Source organism: Provencibacterium massiliense, from assembly GCF_900169495.1.
GTDB classification, from domain to species: Bacteria; Bacillota; Clostridia; order Oscillospirales; family Ruminococcaceae; genus Harryflintia; species Harryflintia acetispora.
Genome location: NZ_FWCH01000011.1, coordinates 15,588 through 33,386, shown reverse-complemented (window position 1 = coordinate 33,386; position 17,799 = coordinate 15,588). Strand labels below are relative to the sequence as shown.

Below are 17,799 nucleotides of genomic sequence, written 5' to 3'. Positions count from 1 at the left end.
ATGGAGGGGCTTTCCAGTCCCTCCATCCGCCGTAACGCTTTGTGCGCTTATTCCTTATCCAGGCTGCCCTTCTTGGTGCGGGTCTTGGCATAGGCGACCGCCAGGATGGTGCCGATCACACCGGTGGTGATCACGTTGGCGATGAAGGCGACGATGCCCTGAGTGAAGACCTTGCTGGCCACCTCGGCATAGATCACCACGTCCAGCGCCGGGGCGACCAGGATCCAGGCGACGGCGTGCGCAATGACCTGCGCCACGTTGAAGGTGATGATCTCCTTCTTGCCGAACTCGCCGTTAGAAACGTCGATCTTCTTCATAAACAGGCCCATCAGCAGGCCGGCCACGCCGGAGGCGAAGATCCAGCTCATCCAGGGCGAGCCGTAGGCGGTCAGGTCGATCAGCAGGTGGCCGATGAAGGCGATGAGCGCCCCGGCAAGCGGGCCGAAGAGCATGGCCATCACCGCCAGGAAGGCGTACTGGGTGTTGATGGTGGTGTTCGGAATCGGGGTCGGAATCGCCGCGAAACGGCCCAGGACCACGAACACCGCCGCGCCGATGCCGATGGCGACGACCGTCTTGATGGAAAATTTCTTGTTCATGTTGTTTCCCTCCCAAACTGTTAAAAGCGTTATGTCAAACGGGGATGTCCCGTCTTCCACCTCTGTGGTTATTCGTATATGATTTTCGTGCGCTCAAAGCGCCGAACCGCACAATCAGTTATTATTCGTAAATAATTTTCGTGCGCTCAAAGCGCCGAACCGCACAATCAGTTATTATTCGTAAATAATTTTCGGCGCTTTACGAATCTGGATCTTCCAGGAGTTCCCGGTCCCGATGTTGTAGGCCTTGGCAAACGACCCCTGGTTGATGGCCACCGCGATATTGTCCAGGCTGTTGACGTAAACCAGCGGCTCGCCGACGTAGACGTCCGCGAAGGACTTGGCGTAAACCAGGATATTCTTATAGATATGCCGCGTGTCGTTGGTGATGGTCACCTCGACCCGGCTGCCGTGCCCGAGCCCCAGCGCAAGGAACATCTCGCGCGGGATGTTGGTCCACAGGCTGCCGAAGCGCACGTCCAACACGTCGATGGTGCCGGCGACCAGGTCGCCCTCCCGCCTGGCCTCGACGACCGGCAGCTCGACCACACTGTCGACGGGCACCTCGGGCCCGACCTGCTCAAAGGTGATCACCCCGGAAGCCAGCCGCGCGCCGGTATAGGCGTAGATATCCCGCCCGTGGAAGGTATAGCTCTCGCCGGAATTCGGCAGGCGGTTGACGCTCTCGTCGATCACCCGCGCGGCGACGACCCCGCACATGCGCTTGACATGGGTCAGGGTGCCGTTGTCCGGGGAGACCACATACTGCCCGCTGCTGGTCTCGACCACGATCGAGCGCCGCGTCGAGCCCACGCCGGGGTCCACCACCGAGACGAAGACCGTCCCGGCGGGCCAGTACTGCACCGTCTGGATCAGGCGGTAGCTGGCCTCCCAGATGTCATAGGGGGTAATCTCATGGGTAAGGTTGCTTATCTTGAGATCCTCGCTCACCGAATAGGCGACGCCGTACATGGCGCTGACCGCCCCGTCCGCGAGGCCGAAATCGGTTTGAAACAACAGGGGATGTCCCATGTTATGCTCTCCTTTCCCAAAAGCCGACGGCTTTATGTCTCAAGTTTCGCTTGAGACTATAGGTTTATTATAGTCTTTTCGGATCAGGCTTGTCAACCGAAGCGGACCAACCAGTCCGTCTATCTTTATTATATCAAACCCCCGCGCCATATCCAAGCATTCCACCTGAGTTTTCTGCCAATTTCGATCCTGAAAAGAAAAAACCCGCAGAAGCTCTGCGGGTTTTGTGCTTTTTAAAGCCCCGTCAATCCAGGATGATCGACTTGCCGTCCATCTCGGCCGGCTGCGGCAGTCCGAGGATTTTCAGCATGGTGGGCGCGAGGTCGGCAAGCCTTCCCCCCTCGCGCAGCTTGCACGGGTACCCCGCCACCACCAGCGGAACCTGGTTGGTGGTGTGCGCGGTGAAGGGGGAACCGTCCGGCTCGTACATCTTGTCGGCGTTGCCGTGGTCGGCCGTGATCAGCGCGGCGCCGCCCTTTGCGAGGATGGCGTCCACCACCTTGCCCAGGCACTCGTCCACCGCCTCGACCGCCTTCTCGGCCGCCTCGAACACGCCGGTATGCCCGACCATGTCGCAGTTGGCGAAGTTGAGAACGATGACGTCGTACTTGTCGCTGGCAATCCGGCGGAGCAGCTCGTCGGTCACCTCATAGGCGCTCATCTCGGGCTTGAGGTCGTAGGTGGCCACCTTCGGGGAGGCGATCAGCGCGCGGTCCTCTCCGGGATAGGTCGCCTCGACGCCGCCATTGAAGAAGAAGGTGACGTGGGCGTACTTCTCGGTCTCGGCGATGCGCAGCTGATGGAGGCCCTTCTGGGAGATGTATTCGCCGAAGGTGTTCTTGAGCGACTGGGGCTTAAAGGCGACGTGCACGTTCGGCATGGTCGCGTCGTACTGGGTCATGCAGACAAAATAGAGGTCCAGCGCGCCGTCACGCCGCGCAAATCCGTCGAAGTCCGGATCGACGAAGGTGCGGGTGATCTCGCGCGCACGGTCGGGGCGGAAATTAAAGAACACCACCGAGTCGCCGTTTTTGATCGGCTCCATCCCCTCCACCACGAAGGGGATCACGAACTCGTCGGTCACGCCCTCTTCATAGGACTTCTTGACCGCCTCATACGGGCAGGCGGCATGGCCGCCCTGACCCAGCACCATCGCATCATAGGCCTTCTGCACCCGCTCCCAGCGGTTATCGCGGTCCATGGCGTAGTAGCGGCCCATCACGCTGGCGATCCTGCCGACGCCGAGCTCCTCCATCTTGTCGTGGAGCTCCTTGACATAGTCTGCGCCTGAGGAGGGGGGAACGTCCCGCCCGTCGAGGAAACAGTGCACATAGACCTTATCGAGGCCCTTTTTCTTGGCCATCTCGAGCAGCCCGTAGAGGTGCTTGTTGTGGCTGTGCACCCCGCCGTCCGAGAGCAGGCCCATCAGGTGCAAAGCGCCCCCGTTCTGCTTGCAGTTGTCCATCGCGCCGCAGAGCGCCTCGTTCTCGAAGAAGGTCCCCTCGCTGATCGCCTTGGTGATCCTGGTCAGCTCCTGGTAGACGATCCGCCCGGCGCCGATGTTGGTATGCCCGACCTCGGAGTTGCCCATCTGCCCATCGGGAAGGCCCACGTCCATCCCGGACGCGCCGATCAGGGTGTGCGGACAGGAGGCCATCAGCTTGTCCATGGTGGGGGTGTTGGCCGCGGCAATCGCGTTGCCGTAGCTGTCGGGATTATAGCCGTACCCATCCATGATGATGAGTGCAACAGGTTTTTTCATAGTATGAACCTTGCCTTTCTCAGCGAATTTTACTTGGAGGCCGCCTTGACGATCGCCGCGAAATCGGGCGCCTTTAAGGAGGCGCCGCCGATCAGCCCGCCGTCGACATTCTTCTTCGAGAGCAGCTCGTCGGCGTTGGCCGCGTTCATCGAGCCGCCGTACTGGATGGTGAGCGCGTCGGCCGCCTTCTTATTATAAAGTTTCTCCACCACCGAGCGGATAAATGCGCAGACCTCCTCGGCCTGGTCGGCGGTCGCGGTTTTGCCGGTGCCGATCGCCCAGACCGGCTCATAGGCGATGATGATCCTTTCGAGCTCGGCCTCGCTCACCCCCTGGAGCGCCACCTTGGTCTGCATGGCGCAGATCTCCTCGGTGATCCCCTGCTCGCGCTGCTCGAGCAGCTCGCCCACGCAGAGGATGACCCGAAGGCCCGCATCCAGCGCGGCGCGCACCCGCTGATTGACGGTCACGTCGGTCTCGCCGAAGTACTGGCGGCGCTCGCTGTGGCCGATGATGACGTACTCCACACCCATCTCAGCGAGCATGTCGGCCGAGATCTCGCCGGTGAAGGCGCCCGACTTGGCCCAGTGGCAGTTTTCCGCCCCGACGCCGACGTTCGAGCCCTTGCAGAGCTCGAGCGCGGTCTCCAGGTTGGTGTAGGGCACGCAGACGATCACGCCGCAGCCGGCGTCCTTGACCAGGGGCTTGATTTCCTCGATGAGGGCTTTCGCCTCGGCGCGGTTCTTGTTCATTTTCCAGTTTCCGGCGATGACCGCCTTGCGAAGGGACTTCTCCATAGCGTTTTAACTCCTTTGTCTTCTTATCTTATATTTAATATTTCGGCTGCTTGGGGATACACACGCCCGCCACCCCGACCGGCACGTTGCCGCGAATCAGGAACTTGGCGATCCCGTCCAGGCGCAGCACCGACAGGATGGTGTAGAGCGCCGCCATCGACGGCTCAAAATCGGTGTAGAGCCAGTAGTCGGCCAGCACGCTTGCCACCAGCCAGCAAAGCCCCACCAGCGAATAGGCGAGCCTGAAAATCCAGCCCACCAAAAAGATGTGCCAGAAGATCGGGCGCAGCACGAAGCCCGCCACCGCGATGACCCCCACCGCGATGGTAAGGCTGCATAAAAACTCGGTCTTGCCCTGCGCCTTGCGCGCGCGGTCCCCCATCCTGGCGCACTGGTACTCGTGCAGGAAGGGGACCCAGGCAAACCACGCGCGGCCCAGCCCGGTGTTCTTCGACATCCGGTACAGCCCCAGCGCGCGCAGCACATAGAGCGCCACCCCGGCCAACGAGGCCAGCGCGCCCAGCAGCTCCCAAGTGACGTGGTAGTCGTAATAAAAGGGGTAAAAAAAGTGCATCGTTTCCTCCCGCTCCTCACCAGCCCGACGGGCGGGAGAAGGCTATATTGCGAAAGACGTGGCGTTTCCCCCACGTCTTTCGCTTTCAAATCATTACTTATCGTTCAGGCAGGCGATTCCGGGGAGCTCTTTGCCCTCGAGGAACTCGAGGGACGCGCCGCCGCCGGTCGAGATGTGGGACATCTTATCCGCGAAGCCCAGCTTGGTCACCGCCGCGACCGAGTCGCCGCCGCCGATGATCGAGATGGCGCCGCTGTCCGCGACCGCCTTGGCGATCTCCAGGGTACCCTCGGCAAAGGGTTTAAACTCGAACACGCCCATCGGCCCGTTCCAGATCACGGTGCCGGCGCCCTTGATCGCCTCGCAGAAGAGGGCGATCGACTTCGGGCCGATGTCCATCCCCATCCAGCCGTCCGGGATGTCGTCGGACTCGACCAGCTTGCGCTCGCAGTCCTCCTTGAACTCGTTGCCGACCATGTTGTCCACCGGCAACAGGAACTTGACGCCCTTCTCTTCGGCCTTCTTCATCATCTCGCGGGCCAGCTCCACCTTGTCGTCCTCACAGATCGAGGTGCCGATGGTGTGCCCCTGCGCCTTGAAGAAGGTGTAGGCCATGCCGCCGCCGACAATCAGGGTGTCTACCTTATTAATAAGGTTCTCGATCACGCCGATCTTGTCGGACACCTTCGCGCCGCCCAGGATGGCGACCAGCGGGCGCTTCGGGTCCTCGAGCGCGCCGCCCATGAAGTTGATCTCCTTCTGGATCAGATAGCCGCAGGCGGCGGGCAGGTAATCGGCCACGCCGGCGGTGGAGGCGTGGGCGCGGTGCGCCGCGCCGAACGCGTCGTTGACATAGAGTTCGGCCAAGGAGGCGAGCTCCTTGGCGAACGCCGGGTCGTTCTTCTTCTCTTCCTTATGATACCGCACGTTCTCCAGCAGCATCACGTCGCCGTCCTTTAAAGCCGTAGCCTTCGCCTTGGCGTCCTCGCCGATGACGTCCTTCGACATGGCGACCTCCTTGCCCAGCAGCTCGCTGAGCCTCTTGGCGACCGGAGCCAGGGAAAACTCGGGCTCGAAGCCCTCCTTCGGGCGGCCGAGGTGGGAGCACAGGATCACCCGGGCCCCCTTGTCGATCAGATATTTGATGGTCGGCAGGGCGGCCACAATGCGCTTGTCGTTGGTGATCACGCCGTCCTTGAGCGGGACGTTGAAATCACAGCGCACCAGTACGCGCTTGCCCGATACCGGCAGGTCTTCCACGGATTTTTTGTTCAATGAAGTCATTTTCAAAACACCCTTTCTTTTCTATTGAAACGCCACTTGTTAAACATACTACAATCAAACCTATTGTAAAACAATCGGCTGTATTTTGCAAGGGGAAACCGGGATGGTCACAAACTTTTTACACATTTTTCCCACCCGCCGAAACGGAGAAAAAAAGAAAGCCCCTCCCCCGGAGAAGCCCTTCATAATCCCCTATTCCTTTGCCGGCCTTGTCGCCGGCCGCCCGGCCTGGTAGCCGAGCTTGTAAAACGCCTCGATCTCCCGGTGTACCGTCCCGTTGAGCTCCCGGTACATTTCGGTGAACTCCCGCAGCTCGCCGCTCTCCCAGCCCAGCCCGTGGCGCAGCCGCTCGTAGCTCTCCTGGAGCTGCTCGTAAAGATAGATTGCCTGTGGACGCAGATGCTCATAGCGCAGATAGTGCAGGAAGCCCTCCTTCTGCGGAAGCTGCGACCAGGCGCACAGCCGCCCATAGCGGAAGGCGCGCCCGGGGTCGTATAGCTGCTGCTCCTGTTCGAGCAGCCCCATATAGCGGGTCATCTCGCTCGGGTCGCTCTGCAAGCGCGCGGCAAGGCGCGACTGCAAATAAGCCAGCTCCAGCGGAAGTTTGGTCTGCCGCATGGACGCCGCCTGCTCTTCCAGCAGATGTTCCTGTAGGGTGGCGACCACCCCGTAATCATGTTCGTTCAGCCGCACCGTTCTCATCTCCCTCGAAATTTTTACCCCTGTATAGGGTACCCCTTTTTAAGGTAGATGTCAATATGGATAGCCTTGTGCTATGCTGAAACCACTTTTATTAAAGAAAGGGGGCTCAGGTCAGGTTCGGACGATATTCGACATTTGGGACAACAAAAAAGGAGGAAAACAACATGAGAAGGATGTATCAAGGGCAAGACCACGGAAGAATCTTAGTGAGGATCGACGAGAAAATGGCGGAGCTAAACGTCAGCAAAAGCACATTGTGCAGGTATACCGACAGCAAATACGATGTGATCAATCGTTACTGGCACGGTGCCACGCTGCGCAGGGCCGATCTTGATATTCTCGCAAGGATTTGTTATGTCCTGGAATGCCCGCTGCACGAGCTGATGTACTACGCCGAGCCCGAGCAGGAAGACGAGCAGCCCGACGAGAAAGACGAGCAGCCGGAAGAGGCAGCCGCCCCTTCGGCGCAGGAGTAACGGCGCCGGGGGCAACCGGCAACACTCCATAGGATGAAGAAAAGGAAGAGGGGCGGGACAAGGGTCCCGCCCCTCTTTCTCCCCCTTTCGGGGAAGGCGGGGGTAAGCCCCATATTTGAGGTGTGGCGTTGCCACAAGTATATTATACTGCTTTTCTAATAGAAAAGCAATTGTTTTCAAATATATAATTATTAGTCTTTCTAATGTACAATAATACTTAGAAAGGGGGTATCCGTGTGCCATTCAAGCTAAAAAGTGGAGACGATTCAGAAACAAAGTCTGTTTACATGCCAAAAACTTTGATTAACAAGCTAGATGAGCTGGCTGGCAAACGGAAACTCAGTTTCAGTCAAGTCGTTGTACAGTGTTGCGAATTCGCATTAGAAAGTATGGAAGAAGAAATTGTAGACAACTAATTTGGCGGCCGGAGGCCGCCCTTACCCCTTTCGCGGGAAAGGGCACAATCGTTGTTGCCATCAGTTGCCTGCGCGGGCAAAAAGCCCTGCTCCGGTTTCCCGGAGCGGGGCTTCGCATTTCGCGGCGGGCTAGACATGTATAGTCCGCGCGTGGTCGCGCGAGGGGTGGTCAAGGAGGGGCGTCCCCTCCTTTGTTTGCTTTCTTTCCCCCTTTCTTTTCAAACAAAAGAAAGGGGTCGGGGTGCGGGGCGGACAGCCCCGAAGCAACACCCCCGGGGTGCCGGGGCAAGGATGCATTGATCCTGAAAAACCCGTCATCAGTCCGCGACTGGCGGACAGCTTGGAGCTTCCGCGTTGGGAGAAGATGGCGGCAAAACCGCCATGGGGAAACCCCTTGATAGGGTTTCCCCACGCAAAAACCTCCCACTGGGAGCTTTTTGCTCCCCTTCCTGATCCGAGGAAGGATTCCGTCAAGGCGAGTGCCAGCAAACCCGGCTAAGGTCGCGGGCCCTGCCCGCACCTGCCAAAGGGGCGCCGCCCCCTTGGAACCCTTTTCTTAAATTGAGCAGATGTCAACCAGCTCGATGTCGCCCAGCGAATGGCGCTTCTTGAGCGAGTTGGCCATCGCGTTGGCCGTATCCAGCGAGGTGAAGCACGCAACCGAACGCTCCACCGCCTTGCGGCGCATCTGCACCGAGTGGCGCGCGGGCTTGCGCCCCTTCGCCGAGGTCGAAATCACATAGTCGATCTTCCCCTCGTCGAACAGGGTCATGATGTTCGGCTCGCCTTCCTCGATCTTGCGCACCACCGAGGCGGCCACCATGTGCCGGTTGAGCTCGTGCGCCGTGCCCTCGGTCGCGTAGATGTCAAAGCCCATGCCGTCGAACTTGGCGGCGATCGGGATGACCTCCTGCTTGTCCGTGTCCCGCACCGTGATCAGTACCCCGCCGGTGCGCTTCATGTTGTACCCCGCGGCGGCAAGCCCCTTGTAGAGCGCCTCCTCCAGCGAGTGGGCGATCCCCAGTACCTCGCCGGTGGACTTCATCTCGGGGCCCAGGTGGGTGTCCAGGTCGTGCAGCTTCTCAAAGCTGAAGACCGGCACCTTGACCGCGACGTATTCGGCCTCCTTGTAAAGCCCCTTGCCGTAGCCCTGCTCCAGCAGGGATTGCCCCAGCATGATCCGGGTGGCGATGTCCACCATCGGCACGCCGGTCACCTTGCTGATATAGGGCACGGTGCGGCTCGAGCGGGGGTTGACCTCGATGACGTAGACCTCGTCCTGGTAGACGACGTACTGCACGTTGACCAGGCCCCGAACGTTCAGCGCGAGCGCCAGCTTCCCGGTGTAGTCGATGATGGTCTGCCGGGTTTTTTCGCTGAGGTTCTGCGCCGGGTAGACCGAGATCGAGTCGCCCGAGTGCACGCCCGCGCGCTCAATGTGCTCCATGATCCCGGGGATCAGGAAATCCTTGCCGTCGCAGATGGCGTCCACCTCGACCTCGGTGCCCATCAGGTATTTGTCAATCAGCACCGGGTTTTCCAGCGAGTTGTGCGCGGTGATGACCGCCATGTACTCGACGATGTCCTTGTCGTTGTGGGCGATGATCATGTTCTGTCCGCCCAGCACGTACGACGGGCGCATGAGCACCGGGTATCCGAGGTCCTGCGCAGCGGTCAGCGCCTCCCCTTCGGTGAAGACGGTGTGCCCGGCGGGGCGGGGGATGCCGCAGGCGGCGAGCAGCTCGTCGAACCGCTCGCGGTCCTCGGCGGCGTCAATGCTGTCGTATCCGGTGCCGATGATGTTGACGCCCTTCTGGTCCAGGTACTTGGCCAGCTTGATGGCGGTCTGCCCGCCGAACTGGACCACCACGCCGTCCGGGCGCTCGACCTCGAGGATCGAGTCCACGTCCTCGGGGGTCAGCGGGTCGAAGTAGAGCCGGTCGGCGGTATCGAAGTCGGTCGAGACGGTCTCGGGGTTGTTGTTGATGATGACCGCCTCGCACCCCTGCTCCTTGAGCGCCCAGACGCAGTGCACCGAGCAGTAGTCGAACTCGATCCCCTGCCCGATCCGGATCGGGCCCGAGCCGAAGACCAGGATTTTCTTTTTCCCGGTTTTGTGGTTTTCGATGAACTCGGCCGCCTCGTTCTGCTCATCGAAGGTGGAGTAGAAGTAAGGGGTCTGGGCCTTGAATTCGGCCGCGCAGGTGTCCACCATCTTGTAGACGGCGCGGCGCGGATGCGCGACCTTCTGCGAGCTTAAGCGCTCGATGGTGCTGTCGAGGAAGCCCAAGCGCTTGGCGTCGAGGTAGAGCGCGTCGGTGAGCGGCTCGCTTTGCAGCGCCTTTTCCATGTCGCTGAGGTTTTTGAGCTTTCCTAAGAAGAGGCGGTCGATCTTGGTGATGTCGAAGATGGTGTCGAAGCTGATCCCGCGTCCCAGCGCCTCATAGACCACGAAAATCCGCTCATCGTCGCACTCGTGCAGCTGCTGCACGATCTCGTCGTCGCTCTTTTCCCGGAGCTTCTTCAGCTTCAGGGTATCCAGCCCCAGCTCGATCGAGCGCACCGCCTTCATGATGGCCTGCTCGAAGCTGGAGCCTATACTCATCACCTCGCCGGTGGCCTTCATCTGGGTGCCCAGGCGGCGCTTGGCGTAGACGAACTTGTCGAACGGCCACTTCGGGAACTTAAGCACCACGTAGTCGATCGCCGGCTCGAAGCAGGCGTAGGTGGTGCCGGTCACGGCGTTGACGATCTCGTCGAGGGTGTAGCCGATGGCGATCTTGGCCGCGACCTTGGCGATCGGGTAGCCGGTCGCCTTGGAGGCCAGGGCCGACGAGCGCGAGACGCGGGGATTGACCTCGATGACCGCGTATTCCATCGAATCGGGGTGCAGCGCGAACTGGCAGTTGCACCCGCCCTCCACATCGAGCTCCTCCACAATCTCCAGCGCCGCGGTGCGCAGCATGCCAAATTCCCTGGGCGAGAGCGAGAGGGCCGGGGCGACCACGATGCTGTCGCCGGTGTGCACCCCGACCGGGTCGATGTTCTCCATCGAGCAGACGGTGATCGCGTTGCCCTTGCGGTCGCGGATGACCTCGAACTCGATCTCCTTCCAGCCCGAGATGCACTTTTCCACCAGCACCTGGGTGATCGGCGAGAGGCGCAGGCCGTTTAGGGCGATTTCGTGCAGCTCGTCTACATTTTCGGCGATCCCGCCGCCGCTGCCGCCCATGGTGAACGCCGGGCGGATGATCACCGGGTAGCCGATCTCTTCGGCGAAGGCGAGCGCATCCTCCACGGTGTTGACCACCTTGGAGGGGATGCACGGCTGGCCGATCTTTTCCATGGTGTCCTTGAAGATCTGCCGGTCCTCCGCCTTGTCGATGGTTTCGGGCTTGGAGCCGAGCAGCTTCATCCCGTGCTTGGCGAGGAAGCCCTCCTTGGCCAGCTGCATCGAGAGGGTCAGCCCGGTCTGCCCGCCGAGGTTTGAGAGCACGCTGTCCGGTTTCTCGATCTCGATGATCCGTTTGATCACCTCGAGGTTGAGCGGCTCGATGTAGATTTTGTCCGCCATCGCCTTGTCGGTCATGATGGTGGCGGGGTTGGAGTTGCAGAGCACCACCTGCAGCCCTTCGCTTTTCAGCGCCCGGCAGGCCTGGGTGCCCGCATAGTCGAATTCGGCCGCCTGGCCGATCACGATCGGCCCCGAGCCGATCACCAGCACTTTTTTGATATCGTCCCTGAGCGGCATACTATTTCTCCTCCTTCTTCACCATCGTCCTATATGCGCGGAAGATATCCCCGGTGTTCATATGCCCCCGCTCATAGGCCGGGATGAACGCCACCGACATCGCGTTGGGATAGCGCACCCCTTCGCAGCTCCCGTCGCTGAGGTTGCGGTGGGATACCTCCCCCGCCCCCACGCTCTCCAGGATCAGGCCGTGGTTTTGGGAGGTGATCACCGTGCGCCCGCTGCGCAGGTCGGTCACCGGGATGTTCGCCCCGCGGTGGCCGTGGGTCAATACGCCCACCTTGCCGCCGAGCGCCGCCCCCAGCAGGACATGCCCGAGCCCCACCGCCAGGATGGGGAGCCCCAGCTTGTAGATTTCTTCCAGCTGCTTTGCGTACGCCCCTGGCTCCACCCCAAATTCCGGGCCGCTGGACAGCACGATCCCCTCCGCGCCAAGCCCGGCGAGCGCCTGGGCCTTGGTGCCAGCCGGACAGACGGTCAGCGCAAACCCCGCCGCCTGGAGCGAATCGAGGAAGGAGCGCTTGCATCCGAGGTCGAGCACCGCCAGCCTCGGGCCGTCGTTTTCCGTCGCAATGCTTTCCATTTTGTCACAAGTGGTCTTTGTTATACCATCCGTAATATTCTCACCCTTGATTTTGGCGACCGCCGCCGCAAGATCGGCCGGACGCTCGGTGGTGAGAAGGCAGCGCTGCTCCCCGCCGTCGCGGATCGCGCGCACCAGCGCGCGGGTGTCGATCCCGCACATCCCAACGATTCCCTGCTCTTTCATGAAACCGCCGATGTCCCCGCTCATGCGGAAATTCGAGGGCGCCTCGCACCACTCGCGCACCAGGAGCCCGTGCACCGTCGCGCCCGGCGACTCGAAGTCCTCGCCGTTGACCCCATAGTTTCCGATGCAGGGAAACGCCTGCACCACGATCTGCCCCAGGCTGTCCGGGTCGGTGAGCATCTGCTGATAGCCGACGCAGGCGGTGTTAAACACCAGCCGGCCGATCTGCTCCCCCTTCGCCCCGAAGGAAACCCCTTCGATCACCCTTCCGTCCTCCAGCACCAGCCAGGCGGGCGACCTCTGTGCACCATACGCCACCATGATTCCTCCTTTATACCACTTGTTGCTTTTCTCTCCAAAGCGCTTCGGTTTCGTCCCCGCCGAAGGTCCATCCTTCGAGCGCCTACCTATTTATATATACTTTAGATGTGTATCGCTTTGTTCACCGCGGCGAGGTCCTCTTTCATGCGCAGCGCCTCGCGGCGCGCGGCGCCCGCGAAGTCGCGCTCGTCGCACCCTTCCTTCTTCCAGGCGGTGAGCACCGCGCGGGAGGAATTGACGATTGCCCCGAGGCCCCGCTCATCGAACGCGCCCGCGATTCCCGCGGCGCTTCCGCCCTGCGCGCCGTAGCCCGGCACCAGGAAGAAGGTGTGCGGCAGCCGCAGGCGCAGCTCCTGCAGCTGCTCGGGATAGGTGGCGCCCACCACCGCGCCCACCGCGCTGTAGCCGTATTTGCCCAGGTGCTCCCCGCCCCACGTCTCGCACAGGTCGCCCATCATCTGATAGACCGTGCGCTCCCCGCAGAGCTTGTCCTGCACCTCTCCCGAGGAGGGGTTCGAGGTCTTGACCAGCACGAAGATCCCGCGGTCCCGCCCGTCGCACACCTCGAGCAGCGGCGCGATCCCGTCGGTGCCGAGATACCCGTTGACGGTCAGCGCATCGCCGCCGAAGGGCTCGGCCTGCTTCCCCGCCGCCTCGAAGGTGCCCAGATGGGCGCTCGCATAGGCCTTCATGGTGCTGCCGATGTCGTTGCGCTTGCCGTCGGTGATGACGAACATCCCCTTCCCTTTGGCATAGCGGATGGTCTCGCAGAGGGCGCGCACCCCCTGCCAGCCCAGCGCCTCGTAGTAGGCCGCCTGGGGTTTGACCGCGGGGACAATGTCATAAATGGCGTCGATGATCCTTTTGTTGTACTCCAAAAATGCCGCGGCCGCGCCCTCCATCGGGTCGTCGAATTCGGCCAGGAACGGCTCCTTAAGGAAGCCGGGGATGTAGTCGAGCGTCGGGTCCAGCCCCACCACGGCCGGGTTCTGGGTCCTCACGATGCCTTCGATCAAACGGTCCAGTGACATGTCTTCTCCTCCAAACTTTTATCTCTGTCTTTGATATACGATCCGTCCGCCACACACCGTCAGCACACAGGGGCCAAAGAGGGCCGTCCCGGCAAACGGGGTGTTGCGCGCCTTGGAGCGAAACCGCTCCGGGTCCACCGTGACCTCCCGCTCGAGGTCGAAGACCGCCAGGTCGGCGTTTGCGCCGACCGCCAGCGTTCCGGCGGGCAATCCCAGCAGCCGCGCGGGCGAGAGGGACATCAGCTCGACGAGCCGCCGCAGCGGCAACAGTCCGGTTTTCACCAGGTTGGTGTATCCCAGCAGGAAGGAGGTTTCCAGCCCCACGATTCCGTTGGGAGCGCTCAGGAAATCCGCCTTCTCCGCCGGCGTGTGCGGGGCGTGGTCGGTCGCGATCGCCTCCAGCGTCCCATCGCGCAGCCCCTCGATGACAGCCAGCCGGTCGGCCTCCTCCCGCAGCGGGGGGTTCATGCGCCAGTTCGCGTCCCGGCGTAGCAGCTCGCGCTCGGTCAGGGTAAAGTAGTGCGGCCCCGTTTCCCCGCTGACCGGTACCCCCCGCGCCTTGGCGCGGCGCAGCAGCTCGACCGAGCCGCGCGTACTCACATGGGCGATGTGCACATGCCGCCCGGTGCGCTCGGCCACCGAGATTTCCCGCGCGGTAATGCTGTCCTCGCTCTCGCGGTCCATCCCCCGAACACCGAGCTGCTCGCTGATGGCCCCCTTGTTGATGATCCCGCCGTCGATGATTTTAAGGTCCTCACAGTGGCTGATGGTCAGCAGCCCCGCCTCTGCCGCCTGCTCGACCGCCCGCTCGAACATCCCTTCGTCTTCGACCGGACGGCCGTCGTCGCTGACCGCGACCGCTCCGGCCGCACGCAGGGACTTGTAGTCGCAGAGCTCCTCGCCGCGCAGGCCCTTGGTGATCGCCCCGCAGGGATAGACCCGGGCACTCCCCCACCGGGCGCGCTCCAGGATATAGGAGACGGTTTCGGCGCTGTCGATCGCGGGGGAGGTGTTGGGCATGCAGACGAGGGAGGTCACCCCGCCTGCGGCCGCGGCCGCGGTGCCGGTGATGATGTCCTCCTTGTGGGCCTGGCCGGGGTCGCGCAGATGGACGTGCATGTCCACCAGTCCCGGGGTCACCAGCTTGCCGCCCGCGTCATAGCAAAGGTCCGCCCGCTCGTCGCAGTGCTCCGAGAGGGCGGCGATCTTCCCGTCCTCAATGAGCAGGTCCATGCGCCCGTCGATCCCCTGTGCGGGGTCGAGCACCCGTCCGTTTTTAATCAGAAGCCTCATGTAAGACCATTCCTTTCCTGGGGATTTGCAGGGGATCATTCTTTTAATTCTTCTCTTCCTCGGCATAGATAGCGACGTAGTCCTCCCCGTCGCATTCGCGCAGCTTGACGCGCACCATCTCGGACTTGGAGGTGGGCAGGTTCTTCCCGATGAAGTCCGCCCGGATCGGCAGCTCGCGGTGGCCCCGGTCGATCAGAGCGGCGAGCTGGATGTTCTGCGGGCGCCCGCGGGCCATCAGCGCATCGATGGCCGCGCGCACCGTGCGCCCGGTGTGGATCACGTCGTCCACCAGCACCACCCGCCGCCCCTCGATGGGGAAGCCGATCTCGGTGGTGTCCTCGCCCGCCTCTCCGCGGCGGTCATCCCGGTAGGGGGTGATGTCCAAGAATCCCACCGGCACCTGTTCGCCCTCGACCTGCCCGATCTTCTGGGCCACCCGCTGCGCGAGGTAGATCCCCCGCGTACGTATCCCGACCAGGCAGAGCGCCTCGGTCCCCCGGTTGCGCTCGATGATCTCGTAGCCGATCCGCGCGACAGCCCGTGCCATCGCCTTTTCATCCATGATCCTGGTTTTTTCCAGGTGCATTTTCTTCTCCCCCGTTTTTGTATAACAAAAGCCGCCTTTCCCGCAATCGGAAAAGACAGCCCGCCATCCGGCCCCCAAATTCAGCAGTCGCCCGCCGCCTGGTGCCTTGCTTATATACTGCCTTGTCAGCCTCACGGGACCAACTTAAAGGAACAACATCTTTGTTTCAGCTTTTTACTAAGTATAGCGCAAAACCCCATCCAAGTAAAGAGGCAAATTGACCGTATCCACCGTTTTTTTCAGCCAATGTTTGCCCAGGGCTACAAAAGCGCGTTATATCCTGGTCACCTGCCAGATCCCGACAACGATCAGGAAGGACCCGGCAAACAGGGCGGCGCTCAACGGCTCGCCCAAGAACAGCACCCCGGCAAAGGTGGAGCAGACCGTGCTGATCGCCCCGAAGGTGGTCAGCTTGACGACCGGCATTTTACCTGCGGCATAATTGACCATGATCCCCGCCACGATGGAACAAAATACCCCGAGAACCAAAGCGGGCCCCAGCACCCTCGGCTGCAGCGCCAGATCAAAGTATTTGCCGAAGTCCCCGCCGACCGACCGGAAGGCCGACAGGGTGAAGACCACGCTCCCGGCCAGCAGCCCCATATAGGTGCGCTCGAAGGGCGAATAATCTCTGGACACCCTGCGGTTGAGCGTTTTCGATGCCGCCGAAATCAGGCAGGTGCAAAAGAGGAGCACCAGCCCGAGCGCGCTGGCGATCCCCATCGAGCTGCCGCAAACCGTGATGACGATCACGCCCGCAACCGGGAACAGGCAGAAGAGCACCTGCCGCCTCAGGGGATATTCCTTGAGGAAAACGGCGGCCAGTACAATGGAAACCACCGGCGTTGCCGCCAGGATCACGCCGGCCAGGGTGGCGTTGGTATAGAGGATGCCATAGCTTTCAAAGAAGAAGTAAACCGGCTCCAGCAGCCCCAGGACGATCAGGGGCTTGAGATTCTTGCCCCTCAGCGAGACCCTCCCTTTTCCCAGAAGAATCAGCAGGTTCATGAAGAGGAAGGCCGTGACGAACCGGACCGAAAGGAGGATTTCCGGGCTGGCGGCCTGAAGCGCCATCCGGGTGAACAAAAAGCTGAAGCCCCAGAGCACATTGCCCGCGCAGGCGGGGATGAACGGCGGCAGATTGAGCAGCTTTGACGCGGCGGGCCCAAAAGCGTTCCGGCCCACGGGCGCGGCTATGGCAGCCGTATCTACTTTTTCCATGGTAGTACCCCCATTCGGTTTCTCGCCAAGCGAAGCAAGCATAAGCTCCGCGGCTGTTTTTATTATAGGGGCTGTCCGCGGCCTTGTAAAATACCATGTTTTTGTATATAATATTGAATCAAATCAATATATGAAATGAGCGGGTGAAAACGATGACCAATGCGCAGATCGAGGCTTTTCTGGCCGTCTGTGAATACAAAAGCATCTCCCGGGCCGCCGAGCGGCTTTTTATCAGCCAATCCTCTCTGAGCACCAAGATGCGCACCCTTGAAAATGAAACCGGCTGCCTGCTCATCGAGCGCCGCAAGGGGGGCCGCACGGTCGCCCTGACCGAAGCCGGCGAAACCTTCTATCGGCTTTCGCTGCAATACCGGGAGATCACAAGGCAGATGCTCGCTCTGGGCAGGGCCAACCTGCCCGACAAGCTGCGCGTCGCCACCATCAACAGCCTCGGCACCTATCTGTTCCCAAGTGTCTACGAGCGGTTCCTGCAGAAATCGCCCGACACGGTGCTGGAGGTCCAGGAAATGGCTTCCAATACCGCCTGCCTCAATCTGGAAAACGGCCTGACCGATCTCGCCTTCACCCCGATCAGCTACTCCTCTCAAAAGGTGCTGTCCTTCCCCGTCTTTTCAGAGGCCATGGTTTTTGTCTGCTCTTTGAGCTCCGATTACCCGGAGGTGGTGGAGGCCGGGATGCTCGACGTGAAAAAAGAGGTCTATATCAGCTGGTCCGATCCGTTCCAGCTTTGGCATGAAACGGCCCTGGGCGATCCGCTGCATTCCCAGATCAAGCTGGAGATCATGGGCCAGCTTCAGTACTTTGTCATGAAGGGGCGCAACTGGGCCATCGTGCCCGCCAGCGTGGCGCACGGCCTTTGCCAAAACGGCGGGATCAAGCGCTGCCGCATGGCGTTCGCGGTACCCAACCGCATCGTGAATTGCTTCTATCTGTCCGACCGGGCCAAGGATGGGCTGACCGACTGCTTCAACGGCTGCCTGCGGGAAGTCCTGCTCGGTATGAATGACAGCGAAATCAAACTTTACATATGACCGTAGAATGGGACCTTTCCGTAAGCACGCAAAGGGCGGAGCGCCAGACCCGGCCCTGAAAAAAAGCGCGCCCTTAGACGGGTGCTCGTAAGACAGTAATTCTAAAAAATTACTATTTTACGGCATCTGTCTG

15 protein-coding genes are annotated in these 17,799 nt (G+C 61.2%); 2 read left to right on the top strand and 13 right to left on the bottom strand.

Translation table 11 applies throughout. The annotated features are described in order from the left end of the window. Positions 1–47: 47 nt before the first annotated feature. The 7 genes from B5477_RS03875 to B5477_RS03845 form a co-directional block, all read right to left on the bottom strand. Positions 48–599, bottom strand: coding sequence for an ECF-type riboflavin transporter substrate-binding protein (locus B5477_RS03875; protein WP_079698506.1), 552 nt, complete (start codon positions 597–599; stop codon positions 48–50). Between the two features lie 174 nt (positions 600–773). Then, the gene (locus B5477_RS03870) at positions 774–1,631 is read right to left on the bottom strand and encodes an SAM hydrolase/SAM-dependent halogenase family protein (protein ID WP_079698504.1); all 858 of its coding nucleotides are present in this window, start codon (positions 1,629–1,631) and stop codon (positions 774–776) included. Between the two features lie 244 nt (positions 1,632–1,875). Beyond that, complete coding sequence (gpmI, locus tag B5477_RS03865) at positions 1,876–3,393, bottom strand: 2,3-bisphosphoglycerate-independent phosphoglycerate mutase (protein ID WP_079698503.1); 1,518 nt, start codon at positions 3,391–3,393, stop codon at positions 1,876–1,878. A gap of 29 nt (positions 3,394–3,422) precedes the next feature. Continuing rightward, entirely contained in the window at positions 3,423–4,190 is a 768-nt protein-coding gene (tpiA, locus tag B5477_RS03860) for a triose-phosphate isomerase (RefSeq protein ID WP_079698502.1), read from the bottom strand. A 34-nt stretch (positions 4,191–4,224) separates the two neighbouring features. After that, entirely contained in the window at positions 4,225–4,764 is a 540-nt protein-coding gene (locus B5477_RS03855) for a hypothetical protein (RefSeq protein ID WP_079698501.1), read from the bottom strand. Positions 4,765–4,857: 93 nt separating this feature from the next. After that, positions 4,858–6,048: a phosphoglycerate kinase gene (locus tag B5477_RS03850; protein WP_079698499.1), complete on the bottom strand. Its 1,191-nt coding sequence runs from the start codon at positions 6,046–6,048 to the stop codon at positions 4,858–4,860. Positions 6,049–6,240: 192 nt separating this feature from the next. Then, positions 6,241–6,741 (bottom strand): hypothetical protein, encoded by a 501-nt coding sequence (locus B5477_RS03845; RefSeq protein WP_132084759.1) that lies wholly within the window; start codon positions 6,739–6,741, stop codon positions 6,241–6,243. Between the two features lie 173 nt (positions 6,742–6,914). Between B5477_RS03845 and B5477_RS03840 the strand changes: the two genes are divergently transcribed. Continuing rightward, a complete protein-coding gene (locus B5477_RS03840) occupies positions 6,915–7,226 on the top strand; it encodes a helix-turn-helix domain-containing protein (protein ID WP_079698496.1) in 312 nt (103 codons plus the stop codon). A 972-nt stretch (positions 7,227–8,198) separates the two neighbouring features. On the opposite strand, the gene carB is transcribed toward B5477_RS03840, so the two are convergent. The 6 genes from carB to B5477_RS03805 form a co-directional block, all read right to left on the bottom strand. Further along, a complete protein-coding gene (gene carB / locus B5477_RS03830; RefSeq protein WP_079698494.1) occupies positions 8,199–11,393 on the bottom strand; it encodes a carbamoyl-phosphate synthase large subunit in 3,195 nt (1,064 codons plus the stop codon). 1 nt (position 11,394) lies between these two features. Continuing rightward, positions 11,395–12,483 carry a carbamoyl phosphate synthase small subunit gene (locus B5477_RS03825; RefSeq protein ID WP_079698493.1) on the bottom strand — a complete coding sequence of 363 codons (1,089 nt, stop codon included), beginning with the start codon at positions 12,481–12,483 and terminating at the stop codon, positions 11,395–11,397. A gap of 101 nt (positions 12,484–12,584) precedes the next feature. Beyond that, a complete protein-coding gene (gene pyrF / locus B5477_RS03820; protein ID WP_079698492.1) occupies positions 12,585–13,514 on the bottom strand; it encodes an orotidine-5'-phosphate decarboxylase in 930 nt (309 codons plus the stop codon). Positions 13,515–13,532: 18 nt separating this feature from the next. Then, complete coding sequence (locus tag B5477_RS03815) at positions 13,533–14,807, bottom strand: dihydroorotase (RefSeq protein ID WP_079698491.1); 1,275 nt, start codon at positions 14,805–14,807, stop codon at positions 13,533–13,535. A 43-nt stretch (positions 14,808–14,850) separates the two neighbouring features. Then, on the bottom strand, positions 14,851–15,393 hold the full coding sequence (gene pyrR, locus B5477_RS03810) for a bifunctional pyr operon transcriptional regulator/uracil phosphoribosyltransferase PyrR (RefSeq protein WP_132084754.1): 543 nt from the start codon (positions 15,391–15,393) through the stop codon (positions 14,851–14,853). A gap of 273 nt (positions 15,394–15,666) precedes the next feature. Next, positions 15,667–16,614, bottom strand: a complete 948-nt coding sequence (locus B5477_RS03805; RefSeq protein WP_159448916.1) for a DMT family transporter — start codon at positions 16,612–16,614, stop codon at positions 15,667–15,669. Positions 16,615–16,766: 152 nt separating this feature from the next. Here B5477_RS03805 and B5477_RS03800 point away from each other — a divergent pair, with 152 nt between their 5' ends. Next, the gene (locus B5477_RS03800; protein WP_079698489.1) at positions 16,767–17,666 is read left to right on the top strand and encodes a LysR family transcriptional regulator; all 900 of its coding nucleotides are present in this window, start codon (positions 16,767–16,769) and stop codon (positions 17,664–17,666) included. The last annotated feature ends 133 nt before the right edge of the window (positions 17,667–17,799 follow it).